Annotated in this window: 14 protein-coding genes; 4 read left to right on the top strand and 10 right to left on the bottom strand. The window is 69.9% G+C overall.

Annotated elements, in window-relative coordinates:
* Window positions 1-120 precede the first annotated feature (120 nt).
* The 3 genes from SALPAC3_RS0116205 (at window position 121) to disA (ending at window position 3,551) form a co-directional block, all read left to right on the top strand.
* Complete coding sequence (locus tag SALPAC3_RS0116205) at window positions 121-774, top strand: hypothetical protein (RefSeq protein WP_018222258.1); 654 nt, start codon at window positions 121-123, stop codon at window positions 772-774.
* 28 nt (window positions 775-802) lie between these two features.
* Window positions 803-2,242 (top strand): DNA repair protein RadA, encoded by a 1,440-nt coding sequence (gene radA, locus SALPAC3_RS0116200; RefSeq protein WP_018222257.1) that lies wholly within the window; start codon window positions 803-805, stop codon window positions 2,240-2,242.
* A 133-nt stretch (window positions 2,243-2,375) separates the two neighbouring features.
* Window positions 2,376-3,551: a DNA integrity scanning diadenylate cyclase DisA gene (gene disA, locus SALPAC3_RS0116195; protein ID WP_018222256.1), complete on the top strand. Its 1,176-nt coding sequence runs from the start codon at window positions 2,376-2,378 to the stop codon at window positions 3,549-3,551.
* Window positions 3,552-3,577: 26 nt separating this feature from the next.
* On the opposite strand, the gene SALPAC3_RS0116190 is transcribed toward disA, so the two are convergent.
* The 3 genes from SALPAC3_RS0116190 to SALPAC3_RS0116180 form a co-directional block, all read right to left on the bottom strand.
* Window positions 3,578-4,288 (bottom strand): hypothetical protein, encoded by a 711-nt coding sequence (locus tag SALPAC3_RS0116190; RefSeq protein ID WP_018222255.1) that lies wholly within the window; start codon window positions 4,286-4,288, stop codon window positions 3,578-3,580.
* 131 nt (window positions 4,289-4,419) lie between these two features.
* The gene (locus SALPAC3_RS0116185; RefSeq protein ID WP_018222254.1) at window positions 4,420-4,983 is read right to left on the bottom strand and encodes a peptide deformylase; all 564 of its coding nucleotides are present in this window, start codon (window positions 4,981-4,983) and stop codon (window positions 4,420-4,422) included.
* Window positions 4,980-5,492, bottom strand: a complete 513-nt coding sequence (locus SALPAC3_RS0116180) for a glycine cleavage system transcriptional repressor (RefSeq protein WP_018222253.1) — start codon at window positions 5,490-5,492, stop codon at window positions 4,980-4,982. The genes SALPAC3_RS0116185 and SALPAC3_RS0116180 overlap by 4 nt, the downstream gene beginning before the upstream one ends.
* Before the next feature lie 129 nt (window positions 5,493-5,621).
* Here SALPAC3_RS0116180 and SALPAC3_RS0116175 point away from each other — a divergent pair, with 129 nt between their 5' ends.
* Window positions 5,622-6,521 carry an HhH-GPD family protein gene (locus tag SALPAC3_RS0116175; protein ID WP_018222252.1) on the top strand — a complete coding sequence of 300 codons (900 nt, stop codon included), beginning with the start codon at window positions 5,622-5,624 and terminating at the stop codon, window positions 6,519-6,521.
* Between the two features lie 61 nt (window positions 6,522-6,582).
* Here SALPAC3_RS0116175 and SALPAC3_RS0116170 read toward each other — a convergent pair whose 3' ends face one another.
* The 7 genes from SALPAC3_RS0116170 to SALPAC3_RS0116135 all read right to left on the bottom strand — a co-directional run bounded on the left by SALPAC3_RS0116170 (window position 6,583) and on the right by SALPAC3_RS0116135 (window position 16,169).
* Window positions 6,583-9,117: an ATP-dependent Clp protease ATP-binding subunit gene (locus tag SALPAC3_RS0116170; protein ID WP_018222251.1), complete on the bottom strand. Its 2,535-nt coding sequence runs from the start codon at window positions 9,115-9,117 to the stop codon at window positions 6,583-6,585.
* A gap of 419 nt (window positions 9,118-9,536) precedes the next feature.
* Window positions 9,537-9,887, bottom strand: coding sequence for a histone-like nucleoid-structuring protein Lsr2 (locus tag SALPAC3_RS0116165; RefSeq protein WP_033660423.1), 351 nt, complete (start codon window positions 9,885-9,887; stop codon window positions 9,537-9,539).
* Between the two features lie 117 nt (window positions 9,888-10,004).
* Window positions 10,005-11,513 (bottom strand): lysine--tRNA ligase, encoded by a 1,509-nt coding sequence (gene lysS / locus SALPAC3_RS0116160; RefSeq protein ID WP_018222249.1) that lies wholly within the window; start codon window positions 11,511-11,513, stop codon window positions 10,005-10,007.
* Between the two features lie 203 nt (window positions 11,514-11,716).
* On the bottom strand, window positions 11,717-12,475 hold the full coding sequence (locus SALPAC3_RS0116150) for a type III pantothenate kinase (RefSeq protein WP_018217457.1): 759 nt from the start codon (window positions 12,473-12,475) through the stop codon (window positions 11,717-11,719).
* Window positions 12,476-12,510: 35 nt separating this feature from the next.
* Window positions 12,511-13,407: a carboxylating nicotinate-nucleotide diphosphorylase gene (gene nadC, locus SALPAC3_RS0116145; protein ID WP_018222248.1), complete on the bottom strand. Its 897-nt coding sequence runs from the start codon at window positions 13,405-13,407 to the stop codon at window positions 12,511-12,513.
* The gene (locus SALPAC3_RS0116140) at window positions 13,404-15,122 is read right to left on the bottom strand and encodes an L-aspartate oxidase (protein WP_018222247.1); all 1,719 of its coding nucleotides are present in this window, start codon (window positions 15,120-15,122) and stop codon (window positions 13,404-13,406) included. The genes nadC and SALPAC3_RS0116140 overlap by 4 nt, the downstream gene beginning before the upstream one ends.
* Window positions 15,123-15,251: 129 nt before the next feature.
* Complete coding sequence (locus SALPAC3_RS0116135; protein WP_018222246.1) at window positions 15,252-16,169, bottom strand: septum formation family protein; 918 nt, start codon at window positions 16,167-16,169, stop codon at window positions 15,252-15,254.
* Window positions 16,170-16,194 lie beyond the last annotated feature (25 nt).

Below are 16,194 nucleotides of genomic sequence, written 5' to 3'. Positions count from 1 at the left end.
GCATCCCCGGGTCGGCGTGCGGAACTGGATCAGTCCCAACTACCCTGGAGCCCGGTCTGCACGGGCATGGCCACCGTGTCCGGCGTACGACCGGGCCCGATCATGACGAGGAGGACCGACGTGACGCGCTCGATCAGGGGTTCCCGCCGGTCGGCCCTGCTACTGGCCGGGTTGGCGACGAGCGGGCTACTGCTCTCTGGATGCAGCGCCGGTCAGGTCGCCGAGACCGCCGAAACCGTACCGTCGATTCAGGGTGTCAACGTCGCGAGTGAGAGCGGCGACTTCGCTGTTCGTAGCCTGCTGATCGCCTACCCGGGGGTAGACGGCTACCAGGCCGGTGACGACGCGAACCTGGACGTGGTCCTCTACAACGACTCACCGAACCAGGTCACGGTGACCGTCACCACCGAGGGCGCCCAGAACGTCGTCCGCAGCGACCCCAACGCCCCGCTCGGGGAAAGCCCGGCAACGACGGCCACCGAGACTGCGTCACCCGCTGGCATGCCGGCCCAGATCGTGGTGCCGCCGCTGAGTTTTGCACAGCTCAACTCGGAGGCGGCAACGGTGCTGCGGCTGATCGGGCTGGACAAGCCGCTGCGCGTCGGCGAGGCCATCTTCGTGACCTTCGACTTCGGTGGCACCACGATCCGGGCTGCGGCGCCGGTCGCCGTGCCGCTCACCCCGGCCGCTCCCCCGGAGCCGATCATCGAGCGCCACACCGGCTTCGAGGAGTTGGAGGACGGGCACGGCGGTCCGGGTGGCGCCGGGCACTGATCGTCGACGCGACGGTTAACGTCCTGGGATGACCACCTCCCGCTCCGGCCGCGCCGGCACGACCGGCGCCCGCGCCGCCCGCGCACCCCGCCCCGCCTACGAGTGCGACGCCTGCGGCCACCAACCGCCGAAGTGGGTCGGCCGCTGCCCGGAGTGCGGCGAGTGGGGCTCGGTCGTCGAGTGCACGCTGACCGGCCCGACGGTCTCCGGCCGGGTGGTCAGTTCCCGGCTGCCGGCCGAGCCGGCGCGGCCGATCGCCACCATCAGCGCCGCGCCGGCGCGCGCCCGCCCAACCGGTGTCAGCGAGCTTGATCGGGTACTCGGCGGCGGCCTGGTTCCGGGCGCGGTCGTGTTGCTCGCCGGCGAGCCGGGGGTCGGCAAGTCGACCCTGCTCCTCGACGTGGCGCAGCAGTGGGCCGCCGGCGGCGCCAACCCATCGCTCGTGGTCAGTGGTGAGGAGTCGGTCAGCCAGGTCCGATTGCGCGCCGAACGGATGGGCACCCTGCACGAGCAGCTCTATCTGGCGGCCGAGAGCGACCTCGCCGCGGTGCTCGGGCACCTGGACGCGGTCAAGCCGGGGCTGCTGGTGCTGGACTCGGTGCAGACGATCTCGACCACCGGCAGCGAAGGGGTACCCGGCGGGGTGACCCAGGTCCGCGCGGTCACCGCGGCCCTGGTGGCGGTGGCCAAGGAGCGGGGCATCGCGACGCTGCTGGTGGGGCACGTCACCAAGGAGGGCCAGGTGGCCGGTCCACGGGTGCTGGAGCACCTGGTTGACGTGGTCCTGCACTTCGAAGGGGACAAACACTCGTCCCTGCGGTTGGTGCGGGGGGTGAAGAACCGGTTCGGCGCGGCCGACGAGGTCGGCTGCTTCGAGATGCACGAGGGCGGCATCAGCAGCCTGGCCGACCCGTCCGGGCTCTTTCGCACCCGCTACTCGGAGCCGGTCCCCGGCACCTGTGTCACGGTGGCGATGGAGGGGCGACGTGCGCTGGTCACCGAGGTGCAGGCGCTGATCGGGGCGACGGTGGCCGGGTCGCCCCGACGAACGGTCTCCGGGCTCGACTCAGCCCGACTCGCGATGGTCCTGGCGGTGCTCCAACGCCGCACCGAGCGGCTGACCCTGCACGATCGGGAGGTCTTCGCGGCCACTGTTGGCGGCATCCGGGTCGTCGAGCCCGCCGCCGACCTGGCGGTCGCCCTGGCGGTCGCCTCCGGCGGGCTCAACCTCGCGATCACCCCGCACCTGGTGGCGATCGGGGAGGTCGGGCTCACCGGTGAGGTACGCCGGGTGGGGGCGGTGCCGCGCCGACTGGCCGAGGCGGCCCGACTCGGCTTCCGGCTCGCGCTCGTCCCACCGGGCTGCGGTCCGGAGAGCACCGGTGTCCGCGCCGAACAGCTACAGGTGATCGAGGTCAGTGATGTCCGGGCCGCGCTCCAAGCCGTCGCGCGGGCATCTGCCGAATAACCTTCAGCCCGTTTTATACTGAAAGTTTCCCAATAAAAAACCATTAAACGGTTGAATCGGTTATTTCAGGCAGCACGACACATCACAGTAACCGCGACAGCACCCACCGCAGAGTAGTCCGTAGACTGTCCCCGTGCCGACCGACCGCGACACCACCAAGCCTGCCGGCGCGACACCGCACGCCCGCACCGGTGCCGTGGGTTCGACCGCCCGTCCGATCAGCGTGCACGTGACCGGAGGCGCGGCCAGTGACCCACTGCGCGCCAACCTGGCCCTGATGGCACCGGGCACCGCCCTCCGGGATGGGCTGGAGCGAATCCTCCGTGGACGCACCGGCGCCCTGATCGTCCTGGGCTGTGACCGGGTCGTCGAGAGCCTCTGCACCGGCGGCTTCCCGCTCGACGTGGAGTTCTCCGCCACCCGCGTCCGCGAGCTGTGCAAAATGGATGGCGCCGTGGTGCTCTCCAGCGACGGTAGCCGGATCGTCCGGGCGGCGGTGCATCTGATGCCCGATCCCGCGATCCCGACCGAGGAGTCCGGCACCCGGCACCGCACTGCCGAGCGGGTTGCCCGTCAGACCGGCTACCCGGTCATCTCGGTGAGCCAGTCCATGCGGATCATCAGCCTCTACGTCAACGGCCAGCGACACGTGCTGGACGACTCGGCCGCCATCCTCTCCCGGGCCAACCAGGCACTCGCCACGCTCGAACGGTATAAGCTGCGCCTGGACGAGGTCTCCGGCACCCTCTCCGCCCTGGAGATAGAGGACCTGGTCACCGTCCGGGACGCGGTCGCCGTCGTCCAACGACTCGAGATGGTCCGTCGGATCGCCGACGAGATCGCCGGATACGTGGTGGAGCTGGGCACCGACGGCCGGCTCCTCGCGCTGCAACTCGACGAGCTGATGGCCGGTGTGGACGCCGACCGCACCCTGGTCATCCGGGACTACCTGCCCACCGGCCGCAAGTCCCGCACCCTCGACGAAGCCCTGGTCGAGCTGGACCTGCTGACCGCGACCGAGTTGATCGACCTGGTCGCGGTCAGCCGAGCGATCGGCTACCCGGCCGCCGCCGACGCACTCGACGCCGCGCTCAGCCCTCGCGGGTTCCGGCTACTGGCCAAGGTACCGCGGCTGCCGGTGGCGATCGTCGACCGCCTGGTAGGGCACTTCGGCAGCCTTCAGCGGCTGCTCGGCGCAACTGTGGAGGACCTGCAGGCCGTCGAGGGCGTCGGCGACGCCCGGGCCAGGGGCGTCCGAGAAGGACTCTCCCGGCTCGCCGAGGCCTCGATCCTGGAACGCTACGTCTGACCACCCCGCCGGCGATACGGCTTGCGTCAGCCGGTGACCTTGAGCTCCACGGGCTCGCTGTGCTTCGTGCCGACCCGGGCGAACACCTGGTAGGTGCCGGGCGGCGCTTCCGGGCCGGTGGCGACCCCACCCTGACAGCGGCTGTCGTCGTTGCCGTTCCAGGTGATCCGATAGGACCGCTCAAAATTTGGGGTGAACGACTGGACGTCCGAGCCCTCACCGGTGCCACAGCTGTCGGAGGACCAGATCGTCGCCGCCCCCGACTTGAGGAACAGCTCCTGTTTGTCCGCGCCGACATCCCGGCTACAGGTCCGGTCCGAAATATTTTTGATCTTCAATTGCAGGTCAACGGCATCGCCCTTGCCCACCGACGCCGGCTGGGCGACAGCGGTCACGCTGATATCGGCATCGGTGCAGGCGCCGTCATCGATACTCGGGGGTGCCGGAGGGGGGTCCGCCGCCTCGGACGGCTCGGACGACTCGGAGTTGGGCGGCTCCTCCCCACCGGCGTCGCCCGAGTCGTCCGGGGGGTCCGCCGGCCCGACCGGGGGTTCGGAGGCGGCTGGGGAGTCACCGGAGGACTGCCCCTGCCCGCTGGCATTCTTGTTGGCTGACTCGTCCGAGTTACCCCACGAGGAGTAGAAAATCACAACCAAGAAGAGAAACACCGCTCCGAGCACAACGGCGCGACGCCGCCAGTAAACGGCGGGGGGCAAGGGGCCGACCGTCAGACGCATGATGCTCTACCGTAGCGGTGCCACGCGCGGCAACCGACAGCGACGCGCCGAGCCCGCCCAGCCGATGAAAGCTTTTCTCCACTTACGACGATCCAGGCAGCCGAGGGTGCGGGCGGGAAAACCGAACGTGGTCACAGATACACCTTGCGCTGGTACACAGCATGGGCACCGGCAACCCGGTCCAGGAACAGCAGACCCGCACAGTGGTCGATCTCGTGTTGCAGGGCCCGCGCCTCGAACGCGTTGGTGACCAACCGAACCGTCGCTCCGGACCCGGGCAGAGCCCCCTCGACCACCAGGTGACCGGCGCGTTTGACATCACCGGTCAGATCCGGCACGGACATGCACCCCTCCCGTCCAGCCTTCCATCGGCTGGCCTCCACCACGACCGCGTTGCACAGCACAAACGCACCGTGCCCGATGCCGGCCTTCGGATGGCCGGTGACATCCACCGCGAAGACCCGGGCACCGACCCCGATCTGCGGGGCGGCCAGACCGACGCAGCCCGGAGCGACGCGCATCGTGGCGACCAGATCGGCGGCGAGGCGTACCGTCTGCTCCGCCGTCGGATCCACCTCGCCGCCGGCCCGGCTGAGCACCGCCGCCGGGGCGGACACCACCGGTCGCACCTGGCCCGGGGGGCCCAGCACGTCCAGCGTCCAGTCGCCGAGGCCGGCGCGCTCCTCGCGGTTCACAACAGGTCCGGGTCGGCCGGCCGGAGGGTTACCTCCACCCCGAGGTCGGCGGCGGTCGCCGCCAACCGGGCCGTCACCTGCGCGGCCACGTCCGGCGGCAGGTCGACCTCGGCGAGGACGACGTAGAGCGCGCCAGCGAGGCGGGTACTCAGGTCCGTGACGTTGCCGCCCGCCTCCGCGAGCACCCGGGTCATGGCGGCGACGATGCCCATCCGATCAGCGCCATGCACCGCCAGCACATACGGCGCGCCGCTCGACGTCTGCTCCGCGTCGGGCACCACCGCGCGTACCGTCGCCAGGAGTTGACCGTCGGCGGCGAGCGGCGCCAGCGCGGCCTCGGCCTCGGCGGCGGCCGGGCCCACGCAGATCAACGTCATCGCGAAATGCCCCCGGAGCCGGGTCATCGTGCTGTCGGTGAGGTTCGCACCGAGGCGGGCGAGTACTTCGGCGACATCGGCCACGATGCCGGGTCGATCCCGGCCGATGACGGTGATGGCAAGCTCACTCATCCCCGGATTCTCCCCGACCAGGCCCAGAGCGCCACCCAGATACTGCCCGGTTGCCCACTCGTCGGGACTGGTCAGCGGGGCTGGCCACCGCGGGCACGCGCGTCCCGCGCGTGAAATGATCGACCGACGATGACTGAAGCGACCTTCACCACCCGGGTCAGCCGGTGGTACACGCAGCATGCCCGGGATCTGCCCTGGCGGCGTCCCGAGGTTGGCGCCTGGGCCATCCTCGTCAGTGAGGTGATGCTCCAGCAGACCCCGGTCGCCCGAGTGCTGCCCGCGTGGACAGACTGGATGGCACGCTGGCCCGCCCCGGCCGACCTGGCGGCGGAGCCGCCAGCGGAGGCGATCCGGATGTGGGGGCGGCTCGGCTATCCACGACGGGCGGTCCGACTGCGTGAGGCCGCGGTGGCGATCGTGGAGCGGCACGACGGACAGGTGCCGAACCGGCTGGAGCAGTTGCTGGCTCTACCAGGAGTTGGCACGTACACGGCGCGGGCCGTGGCCGCGTTCGCGTACGGGCAGCGGCACCCGGTCGTGGACACCAACGTACGGCGGGTGATCTCTCGGGCGGTCGCGGGTGAACCGGACGCCGGCCCCGCCACCCGCCCGGCCGACCTGGTCGCCGCCGAGGAGCTACTGCCGGCGGAGCCGGATGCCGCCGCGCTGGCCAGTGCGGCCTTCATGGAGCTGGGGGCGGTGGTCTGCACGGCCCGGTCGCCGCGGTGCGGGAGCTGCCCGGTCGCCTCGATCTGCGCCTGGCGGGCCTCCGGGGAGCCGGCGCCGACCGGCCCCACCCGACGTCCGCAACGGTATGCGGGCACCGACCGCCAGGTCCGTGGGCTGCTGCTCGGCGTGCTCCGGGAGGCAACCGCCCCGGTGCCCCGGCAGCGCCTGGACCAGGTGTGGGCCGACGAAGCCCAGCGGTTTCGGGCGTTGGCCGGCCTGGTCAACGACGGCCTCGTGGAGCAGGTCAACGAGGTCTCCTTCCGGCTGGCCGGGGACGGACCGCCGGTCCTCGTCCACTGAGCACGAGATCGGCCCGATGGCGATCGCCATCGGGCCGATCTCGTCGGTTGGACCTGCCGGCCTACGCCGCGTCGTCCGCCCCCGTGGCGGCACCACCGAGGTCGGCTGGGACCGCGTCCGGCAGTTCGGCCGGTTTGTCGGTGCCGCGGAAGGTGAGGGTGGAGGAATCGATATCGGTCGGATCACCTTCGCAGTCAACGATGACGATCTGGCCGGGGTTGAGCTCGTTGAACAGGATCCGCTCGGAGAGGTTGTCCTCGATGTCGCGCTGGATCGTACGGCGTAGCGGCCGGGCACCGAGAACGGGGTCGAAGCCCTTCGTAGCGAGGTACTGCTTGGCGTTGTCGGTGAGCTCCAGCCCCATGTCCTTGTTGCGCAGCTGGGTCTCGATCCGACCGATCATGATATCGACGATCGAGAGGATCTCCCGGTGGCGTAGCTGGTGGAAGACGATGGTGTCGTCGATCCGGTTGAGGAACTCCGGCCGGAAGTGCTGCTTGAGCTCGTCGTTGACCTTCTGCTTCATCCGGTCGTAGTTCGAGTCGGAGTCGTCAGAGGCCTGGAAGCCCAGCGAGACCGCCTTGGCGACATCGCGGGTACCAAGGTTGGTCGTCAGGATGATGACCGTGTTCTTGAAGTCCACGATCCGGCCCTGACCGTCGGTGAGCCGCCCGTCCTCGAGGATCTGCAGCAGCGTGTTGAACACATCCGGGTGGGCCTTCTCGATCTCGTCGAAGAGGACCACGCTGAACGGCCGCCGACGGACCTTCTCGGTCAGCTGCCCGCCCTCGTCGTAGCCAACGTAGCCGGGAGGCGCACCAACGAGCCGGGACACCGTGTACCGGTCGTGGAACTCGGACATGTCCAGCTGGATCAACGCGTCCTCGCTGCCGAAGAGGAACTCCGCGAGTGCCTTGGACAGCTCGGTCTTACCGACCCCGGACGGGCCGGCGAAGATGAACGAGCCGGACGGACGCTTCGGGTCCTTCAGACCGGCCCGGGTGCGGCGGATCGCCTTCGACACCGCCTTGACCGCGTCCTCCTGGCCGATGACCCGCTTGTGCAGCTCGTCTTCCATCCGCAGCAGCCGGGAGGTCTCCTCCTCGGTCAGCTTGTAGACCGGGATACCCGTCCAGTTACCGAGCACCTCGGCGATCTGCTCGTCGTCGACCTCGGTGACGACATCCAGGTCGCCGGCCTTCCACTCCTTCTCCCGCTGCGCCTTCTGACCCAGCAGCTGCTTCTCGGTGTCCCGCAGCTGCGCGGCCCGTTCGAAGTCCTGCGCGTCGATCGCGGACTCCTTGTCCCGACGCACCTGCGCGATCCGCTCATCGAAGTCCCGCAGGTCTGGCGGCGCGGTCATCCGCCGGATCCGCATCCGCGCGCCCGCCTCATCAATCAGATCGATCGCCTTGTCCGGCAGGAATCGATCCGAGATGTACCGGTCGGCGAGGGTCGCCGCCGCCACCAGGGCCGCGTCCGTGATCGACACCCGGTGGTGCGCCTCGTAGCGGTCCCGCAGCCCCTTCAGGATCTCAATGGTGTGCGGCAACGACGGCTCACCAACCTGGATGGGCTGGAACCGGCGCTCCAGCGCGGCATCCTTCTCCAGGTGTTTGCGGTACTCATCCAGCGTCGTCGCGCCGATGGTCTGCAACTCACCCCGCGCCAGCATCGGCTTCAGAATGCTCGCCGCGTCGATCGCGCCCTCGGCGGCACCCGCACCCACCAGCGTGTGAATCTCGTCAATGAACAGGATGATGTCACCACGGGTGCGGATCTCCTTGAGGACCTTCTTCAACCGCTCCTCGAAGTCACCCCGGTACCGTGAACCCGCCACCAGAGCACCCAGGTCAAGGGTGTACAGCTGCTTGTCCTTCAGCGTCTCGGGCACCTCGCCCTTGACGATCCGCTGCGACAGGCCCTCCACCACGGCGGTCTTACCCACACCCGGCTCACCGATGAGCACCGGATTGTTCTTCGTCCGCCGGGACAGCACCTGCATGACCCGCTCGATCTCTTTTTCCCGACCGATCACCGGGTCGAGCTTGCCCTCCCGGGCCGCCTGCGTCAGATTGCGACCGAACTGGTCCAACACCAGGCTCGTCGAGGGAGCGGCCTCACCCGGCGCCGTCCCCGCCGCTGCCGGCTCCTTGCCCTGATAGCCCGACAACAGCTGGATCACCTGCTGACGGACCCGGTTCAGGTCCGCCCCCAACTTCACCAGCACCTGCGCCGCCACGCCCTCACCCTCACGGATCAGGCCCAGCAGAATGTGCTCGGTGCCGATGTAGTTGTGCCCGAGCTGCAGCGCCTCCCGCAGCGAGAGCTCCAGCACCTTCTTGGCCCGCGGGGTGAACGGAATATGACCACTCGGCGCCTGCTGGCCCTGCCCGATGATCTCCTCGACCTGCTGACGCACGCCCTCCAGAGAGATCCCCAGGCTCTCCAGCGCCTTGGCGGCCACGCCCTCACCCTCATGGATCAGGCCCAGCAGAATGTGCTCAGTACCAATGTAATTGTGGTTGAGCATCCGGGCCTCTTCCTGGGCCAGGACAACAACCCGACGCGCTCGGTCGGTGAACCGCTCGAACATGCCCTCGTGCTCCTCACATACCGTGCGCCTCGATGATCTAGATCGTGGCGGGGCCGCTGCGTGAACGCCCGGGACGGGCGTCCGTGCCTTTTAACTCTATCGCCGCGCGCCGACTCCGCTGGGGTCCTGCCTCCCCCGGCGGCGCCGGATACGCGCTGTTTTGCCCAACCGTCCGCGCTCAGCAGGTGTTCCGGTAGCAGCGCTGCTACGCGCAGAGCGAAATTCGGCCGCCGCCGGATCGCCCCCACGACACGTCGGAAACCGCCACCGACCCAGAAACAGCCCATCCGGCGCACCGCCACGACGACACCGCCGGCGCCACCAGCGGTAGCGTCACCCCGCCCCGGCGGCCACCGGGCCGAGACACAGCAACGCCGGCCCGGAGTCTGTGCTCCGGGCCGGCGTCCGCCAGATACCGGTCAGTGGCCGGCGCGAGCGTGGTACTCGTCCACGATCTCCTGCGGGATGCGACCCCGGTCGGAAATCTCCTTGCCGGCCTTCTTGGCCCAGGCCCGGATCGCCTTGTTCTGCTCACGATCGGCGGTGGCACCGCCCCGGCCTCGGGCAGCCCGGCCACCCACGACCACGCCACCCCGGCCCACCTTCGTGCCGTTGGCGACGTACGCGGCGAATACCTCCCGCAATTTCTCGGCGTTGACGCTCGACAGGTCGATCTCGTACTGAACGCCGTCGAGGGCGAACTTGACGGTCTCGTCAGCGTCCCCGCCATCCAGGTCATCGACCAGCTTATGAATGATCTGCTTGGCCACGTCCCACATTCCTTTCCAGCAGGGTGCAGCGGTTCTGCGAATCCCGCAAGAGCACAATAACCCGGACGACGCTCCGCGCGTCAATAGGATCCGGTTACGAGTCGGGTGACCCGCCCGTCACTCCGGTCGGACCAGCGGGAAGAGGATGGTTTCCCGAATTCCCAGGCCGGTCAGCGCCATGAGGAGCCGGTCGATTCCCATTCCCATACCACCAGACGGTGGCATTCCGTACTCCAGGGCCCGGAGAAAGTCCTCGTCGAGCTGCATCGCCTCGTCGTCGCCCCGCGCCGCGAGCCGCGCCTGGGCCACCAAGCGTTCCCGCTGAACCACCGGATCCACCAACTCCGAGTAGCCCGTACCCAGTTCGAAGCCGAGCACGTAGAGGTCCCACTTTTCGGTCAGGCCCGGCTCGCTACGGTGTGCCCGCACCAACGGGCTGGTCTCCTCGGGATAGTCCCGCACGAAGGTGGGTGCCAGCAGACCCGGGACGACCAACTCCTCGAACAGTTCCTCGGCCAGCTTGCCCGGACCCCACTTCGGGTCGACCGCCAAGTCCACCTTGTCGGCGTACTCGACCAGGCGGGCCCGCTCCGTGCGTACCGTGACCTCCTCTCCGAGCGCTTCGGAAAGGGAACCGAACAACGTCACGGAACGCCACTCACCGCCGAGGTCGAACTCGCGACCGTCCGCGTGGGTCACCACCGTCGATCCGCCGACCGCGAGCGCCGCCCGCTGGATCAGATGACGGGTCAACTCACCGATCGTGTCGTAGTCGCCATACGCCTGGTAAGCCTCGAGCATCGCGAACTCCGGCGAGTGCGACGAGTCAACGCCCTCATTGCGGAAGTTACGGTTGATCTCAAAGACGTGATCTACGCCACCAACGAGCGCGCGCTTGAGAAATAGTTCCGGAGCGATTCGTAGATAGAGGTCAGTGTTGAGAGCATTGCTGTGGGTCACGAATGGGCGAGCGGCCGCACCGCCGTGCAGCAGCTGGAGCATCGGGGTCTCCACCTCAAGGAAACCGCGCTCGTGCAGGGACTCCCGCAGGCTTCGCACCGCGGTCGCCCGGGTACGAACCATCTGCCGGGCCTGCGGGCGAACGATGAGGTCGACGTAGCGCTGCCGGACCCGGGCCTCCTCGCTGAGCGGCTTGTGCGCCACCGGCAGCGGACGAAGAGCCTTCGCGGTGACCGCCCACCCCTGTGCCAGCACCGACAACTCACCCCGCCGGCTGGTGATCACCTCACCGGTCACCCCGACGAGGTCACCGAGGTCCACCAGTTGCTTCCAGTCCGCGAGCCGCTGCGCGCCGACCCGGTCCAGGGAGAGCATGGCCTGCAGCTCGGTCCCGTCGCCGTCGCGGAGCGTGGCGAAACAGAGCTTGCCGGTGTTCCGCACAAAGATCACCCGACCGGTGACCGACACCTGGTCCCCGGTGGCCGTGTCGGTGGGCAGGTCGGCGTAGCTCTGGCGGATCTCGGCGAGCGTGCTGGTCCGTGGATAGCCGAGCGGATACGGCTCGATCCCCTCGGCGAGCATCCGATCCCGCTTCTCCCGGCGGACCTTCATCTGCTCCGGAAGATCGTCGGCGGGGTCAACTGGTACGGCGTTCTGCTCGATCACGGCGCGCTTCCTCAGGCAGGGAATTCGGGCGGGGTCAGCCCCCGAGCGTACTCAAGGGCTCTCGCGGGGGACATCGGATAGCCGGCCGCCATGACCGAACCCACGCCCGCTCCCGCGACAGAGGGGCGATGACGACCGATTACGACCGTAGTACCCGGAATTACTCGGGTTGACGACCGGCCGTACCGCTCGGAGGTACCGGCTCAAACGTTGCGGTCGTAGACCATCCGGAGCCCGATCAGGGTGATCATCGGCTCGTGGTGGGTGATCGTCCGGCACTCCTGCATCACCAACGGGGCCAGCCCTCCGGTGGCGATCACCGCCTTGACCGTACCCAGCTCCTCCACCATCCGCTCAACGATCCGATCCACCTGCCCGGCGAAGCCGAAGTAGAGGCCGGCCTGCAGACATTCGACCGTGTTCTTGCCGATCACCGAACGCGGCCGGGCGGCCTCGACCTTGCGCAGCTGCGCGGCGCGGGCCGCGAGCGCGTCAAACGAAATCTCGATACCGGGGGCGAACGCCCCACCCAGGAACTCGCCCCGCCCGCTGATCACGTCGAAGTTGGTGGTGGTGCCGAAGTCGACGACGATCGACGGGCCGCCGTAGAGGTTGTACGTCGCGAGCGTGTTGACCACCCGGTCGGCGCCGACCTCCTTTGGGTTGTCGATGGCGAGCTGCACCCCGGTCCGCACCCCGGGCTCGACGATCATGTGCGGCACGTGGGCGTAGTAGCGGTCCAGCATCGTACGCACCGACCGGAGCGCAGCGGGCACCGTCGAGCAGGCGGCCACTCCACTGATCTCCACATCGGCGCCGGAGAGCAGACCCCGGAACATCAACCCCAACTCGTCCGCGGTAGACCGCGGATCAGTGTTGATCCGCCAGGAGTGCACCAGTTTGTCGCCATCGAAGGTCGCCAGCACGGTGTTGGTGTTTCCGATGTCGATGCAGAGCAGCACACCGACAGCCTAGACAACAGCCAACGCGGGCCCCCTCACCCCGTCCGTAGGTCCAGCGCGACGTCCAGAATCGACGACGAGTGGGTGAGCGCGCCGACCGACAGGAAGTCCACCCCGGTCGCCGCCACCTCGGCCGCCACCGCCAGCGTCAGCCCCCCGGTCGCCTCCAACTCGGCCCGCTCCCCGACCGCCCGCACCACCTCGCGCAGCAGCTCCACCCCCATGTTGTCGACCAGCAGGAAGTCGGCGCCCGCCGCCACCGCCTCCACCGCCTCGGCCAGGGTGTCCACCTCCACCTGCACCCCCACGTTCGGGAAGGCCGCCCGGACCCGCCGGTACGCCGCGGCCACCCCACCGGCCGCCAGCTTGTGGTTGTCCTTCACCATCGCCACGTCGTGCAGGCCCATCCGCTTGTTAGTGCCGCCGCCGGCGCGGACCGCGTACTTCTCCAGCGCCCGCAGGCCCGGGGTGGTCTTCCGGGTGTCCAACACCATCGCCTTCGTGCCGGCCAACGCGTCGGCCCAGGCCCGGGTGTGGGTGGCGACGCCGGACATCCGGGAAAGCAGGTTCAGCGCGGTGCGCTCGGCGGTGAGCAGCAGCCGGGTCGGTCCGGTCACCGTGGCCAGCACATCGCCACGGACCACCCGCTGCCCGTCCTGGGCGACGAGCGACACCGCCACCGTACGGCCAGCTCCGGTCACCTCGCCCACCAGCTCGAACACCGCCGCGGCCACCGACAACCCAGCGACCACCCCGTCGGCACGCGCGACCAGGTCCGCCGTGTCAACCTGGCTGTCGGGGATTGTGGCGACACTGGTCACGTCGAGAAACTCCGGCCCCAGGTCCTCCAGGAGCGCGTCGATGATCACCCGCCGTACGCGCTCCGGGTCCAGCCCGGCCACCCGCAGCAAGCCCTCGGTCTCTCCAGTCACCTGTCCTCCCCACGCTCGGTGGCCCCGAACCCCTGCCACCTTCGCAGCAGCCGGCCCTGTGGATCAATGGTGCCGACCAGGTGGCCCCGCCACCGCTCGTCGGCCATCGGAAAGTCCTCCCGCCAGTGGCAACCCCGGGTCTCCTGCCGCGCGGTGGCGGCCGCCACCAGCACGGTCGCCACCGTCAGCAGATTCGTCGCCTCCCAGTCCGCGGTGCGGGGAACTCCCGCGGCGTCGCTTAGCGTAGCCAGGGCAGCCGCCGTGTCGGCCAGGGTCGCCGCCGACCGCAGCACGCCCGCGCCCCGCGTCATCGCCCGTTGCAGGTCGGGAACGCCGGCGACGGGAAGCACCCGACCCGCACCCCCCACCCAGGCACCGGTCGAGGCCGGGCGCAGCTGCTCCGGCAGGCCGGTCGCCAGTTCCTCGGCGATCCGGCGGGAGAAGACCAACCCCTCCAGCAGCGAGTTGCTGGCCAGCCGGTTCGCGCCGTGCACACCGGTGCAGGCGACCTCACCGCAGGCGTACAGGCCGGGGATGGAGGTACGGCCGTGCAGGTCGGTACGGACGCCGCCGGAGGCGTAGTGTGCCGCCGGGGCCACCGGAATCAGGTCGGTCGCCGGATCGACGCCGATGGCCAGGCAGGACGCCACAATGGTGGGAAAACGGCGGGCAAGAAAGTCACCGCCGAGGTGTCGGGCGTCGAGGAAGACATGGTCCGAGCCGGTGGCCAGCAGCACCCGGTGGATGCCCTTCGCGACCACGTCCCGGGGGGCCAACTCCGCCAATTCGTGCTGCCCGACCATGAACCGCCTGCCATCGGAGTCCACCAACTGGGCGCCCTCGCCCCGCAGCGCCTCGGAGACCAACGGCTGCTGGGCGTGCCGGGCCCCGTCCACCCGGGCGGACGATGGGACGATCAGCGCGGTCGGATGAAACTGGACGAACTCCACATCGGTGACGGCGGCCCCGGCCCGCAGCGCGAGGGCCACCCCGTCGCCGGTGGAGACCGCGGGATTGGTGGTAACCCCGAAGACCTGCCCCATCCCCCCGGTCGCGAGCACCACCGCGCGCCCCAGGATCGCCCCGACGCCGTCCTCGCTGCCCTCACCCAACACATGCAGGGTCACCCCACAGGCGGGGCCGAGCCCGTCCGGACCGTCGCCGGCGGCCCGGAGCAGGTCCAGCACCAGGGCGTGCTCGACGAGCCGGATCCAAGGATCCCGGCGTACGGCGGCGTGTAGCGCCCGCTGTACCTCCGCACCGGTGGCGTCGCCACCCGCGTGCACGATCCGGTCCGCACGGTGCCCGCCCTCCCGGGTGAGCATGAGCGAGCCGTCCGGGTGGCGATCGAACTCCGCGCCGATCCGCATCAACTCCCGCAGCCGGGTCGGCCCCTCCTCGACGAGGACCCGGACCGCCGCCGGATCGCTGAGGCCAACCCCGGCGATCTCGGTGTCCGAGGCGTGGGCCGCGGGGGTGTCGTGCGGATCGAGCACCGCGGCGATGCCGCCCTGCGCCCAGCGCGTCGAGCCCTCCTCGATGTCAACCTTGGAGACCACCGTGACGTGCAGGCCCGCCTCCCGCAGGTGGAGCGCGGCGGTCAGCCCGGCGACACCAGAGCCGACGACGATCACGTCAGTCGTCTCCACCCACCCGGGCGCGGGCGCCGCCAGCAGACGGGGCAGGGCCGGCCAGTCACCGGTCGGTAGGTCCATCCCCACAGTCAACCCGAACAACGCACGTGGGAGGCGGCGGGGGCGAGACGAGTGGTTTGGGCAACGCCGTACCCGACCGGGCCGATCCGCACGCCGACGAGGCCGAAGGAGAGTGCCGCAAGCTCCTCGTCACCGGTTCCGGACCGGCAACCCCGCCGGACCGGCGCTCCGCAGCGACCCGGTCACCCGGCGGTCGCTGAGCCACAGGTAGCAGCGGACTCCTCGATCGCCGACCTCCCACCGGCCGGCGCTGGGTGGACGGACCACCACATCGACCCGCAGCCGTAGCGTCGGGTCGTCGGGCACCTCGGTGAAGCGTGCGATCTCGCTGCGGCAGCCGGCGTAGAGCGGCGCCCAGTCCGCGTCCGCGGTGGGGTACGGGCGCTTCGGCGCCCGCCACACCCCGACGAACTCCGCGTCGTGTCGGCTGCGGCAGTCCACGGGGCGCAGCGCCTCCACCCCACCGCCCCGATCCGGACCGCTCTGCTGGCAACCGAGCCGCAACGGTGACCCGGCGGCGAGCCCGCCGCGCAGACTGCCGGTGCGGAGCACCACCCCGGCGTCCACCTCTGCGGTGGTCACCTCGGTGAGGTCGCAGCGGTACCAACGGGAACCAGCGGCCCAGCCCGAAGGGGACGGGACAGCCACCCAGAGCCGCAGCCGCCCGGTCCGCCAGTCGGCCCCCACGTACGTGCTGGTGCGGGTGTCACAGTCGACGAACGCGACCCACAGGTCAGCCGAGCCGGCGGCCGGTGGGCCAGACTGCCCCGTCGGGAAGGTGCCCACGTGCACGGTCTCGACCCGGTGCGGGACCGAGCACTCCACTGGTTGGTACGCCGCCAGGGTCACCTGGGTGGTGGCGTCGGCCACCTGGCACACCCCCGTTTCGGGAGTGAACGGACCGGCCGCGGGCAGCGCCCCCCAGTCGTCGGTCAGGTCGCCGTCGGTCGGCCCGGCACAACCCGCCAGCAGCGCCACCACCGTCGCCGCGCACCACGCCCGCACACCGCCGACCGCCCGCGCACCCTTCCCGACCCGATGCCCCACGCCGCCTCCCAGAGTCGACGCCCCG

The sequence above is a fragment of the Salinispora pacifica DSM 45544 genome (assembly GCF_000378845.1).
GTDB lineage: Bacteria > Actinomycetota > Actinomycetes > Mycobacteriales > Micromonosporaceae > Micromonospora > Micromonospora pacifica.
Note: the sequence above shows the minus strand (reverse complement) of the source record. Positions and strands in the feature narration are given on the sequence as shown.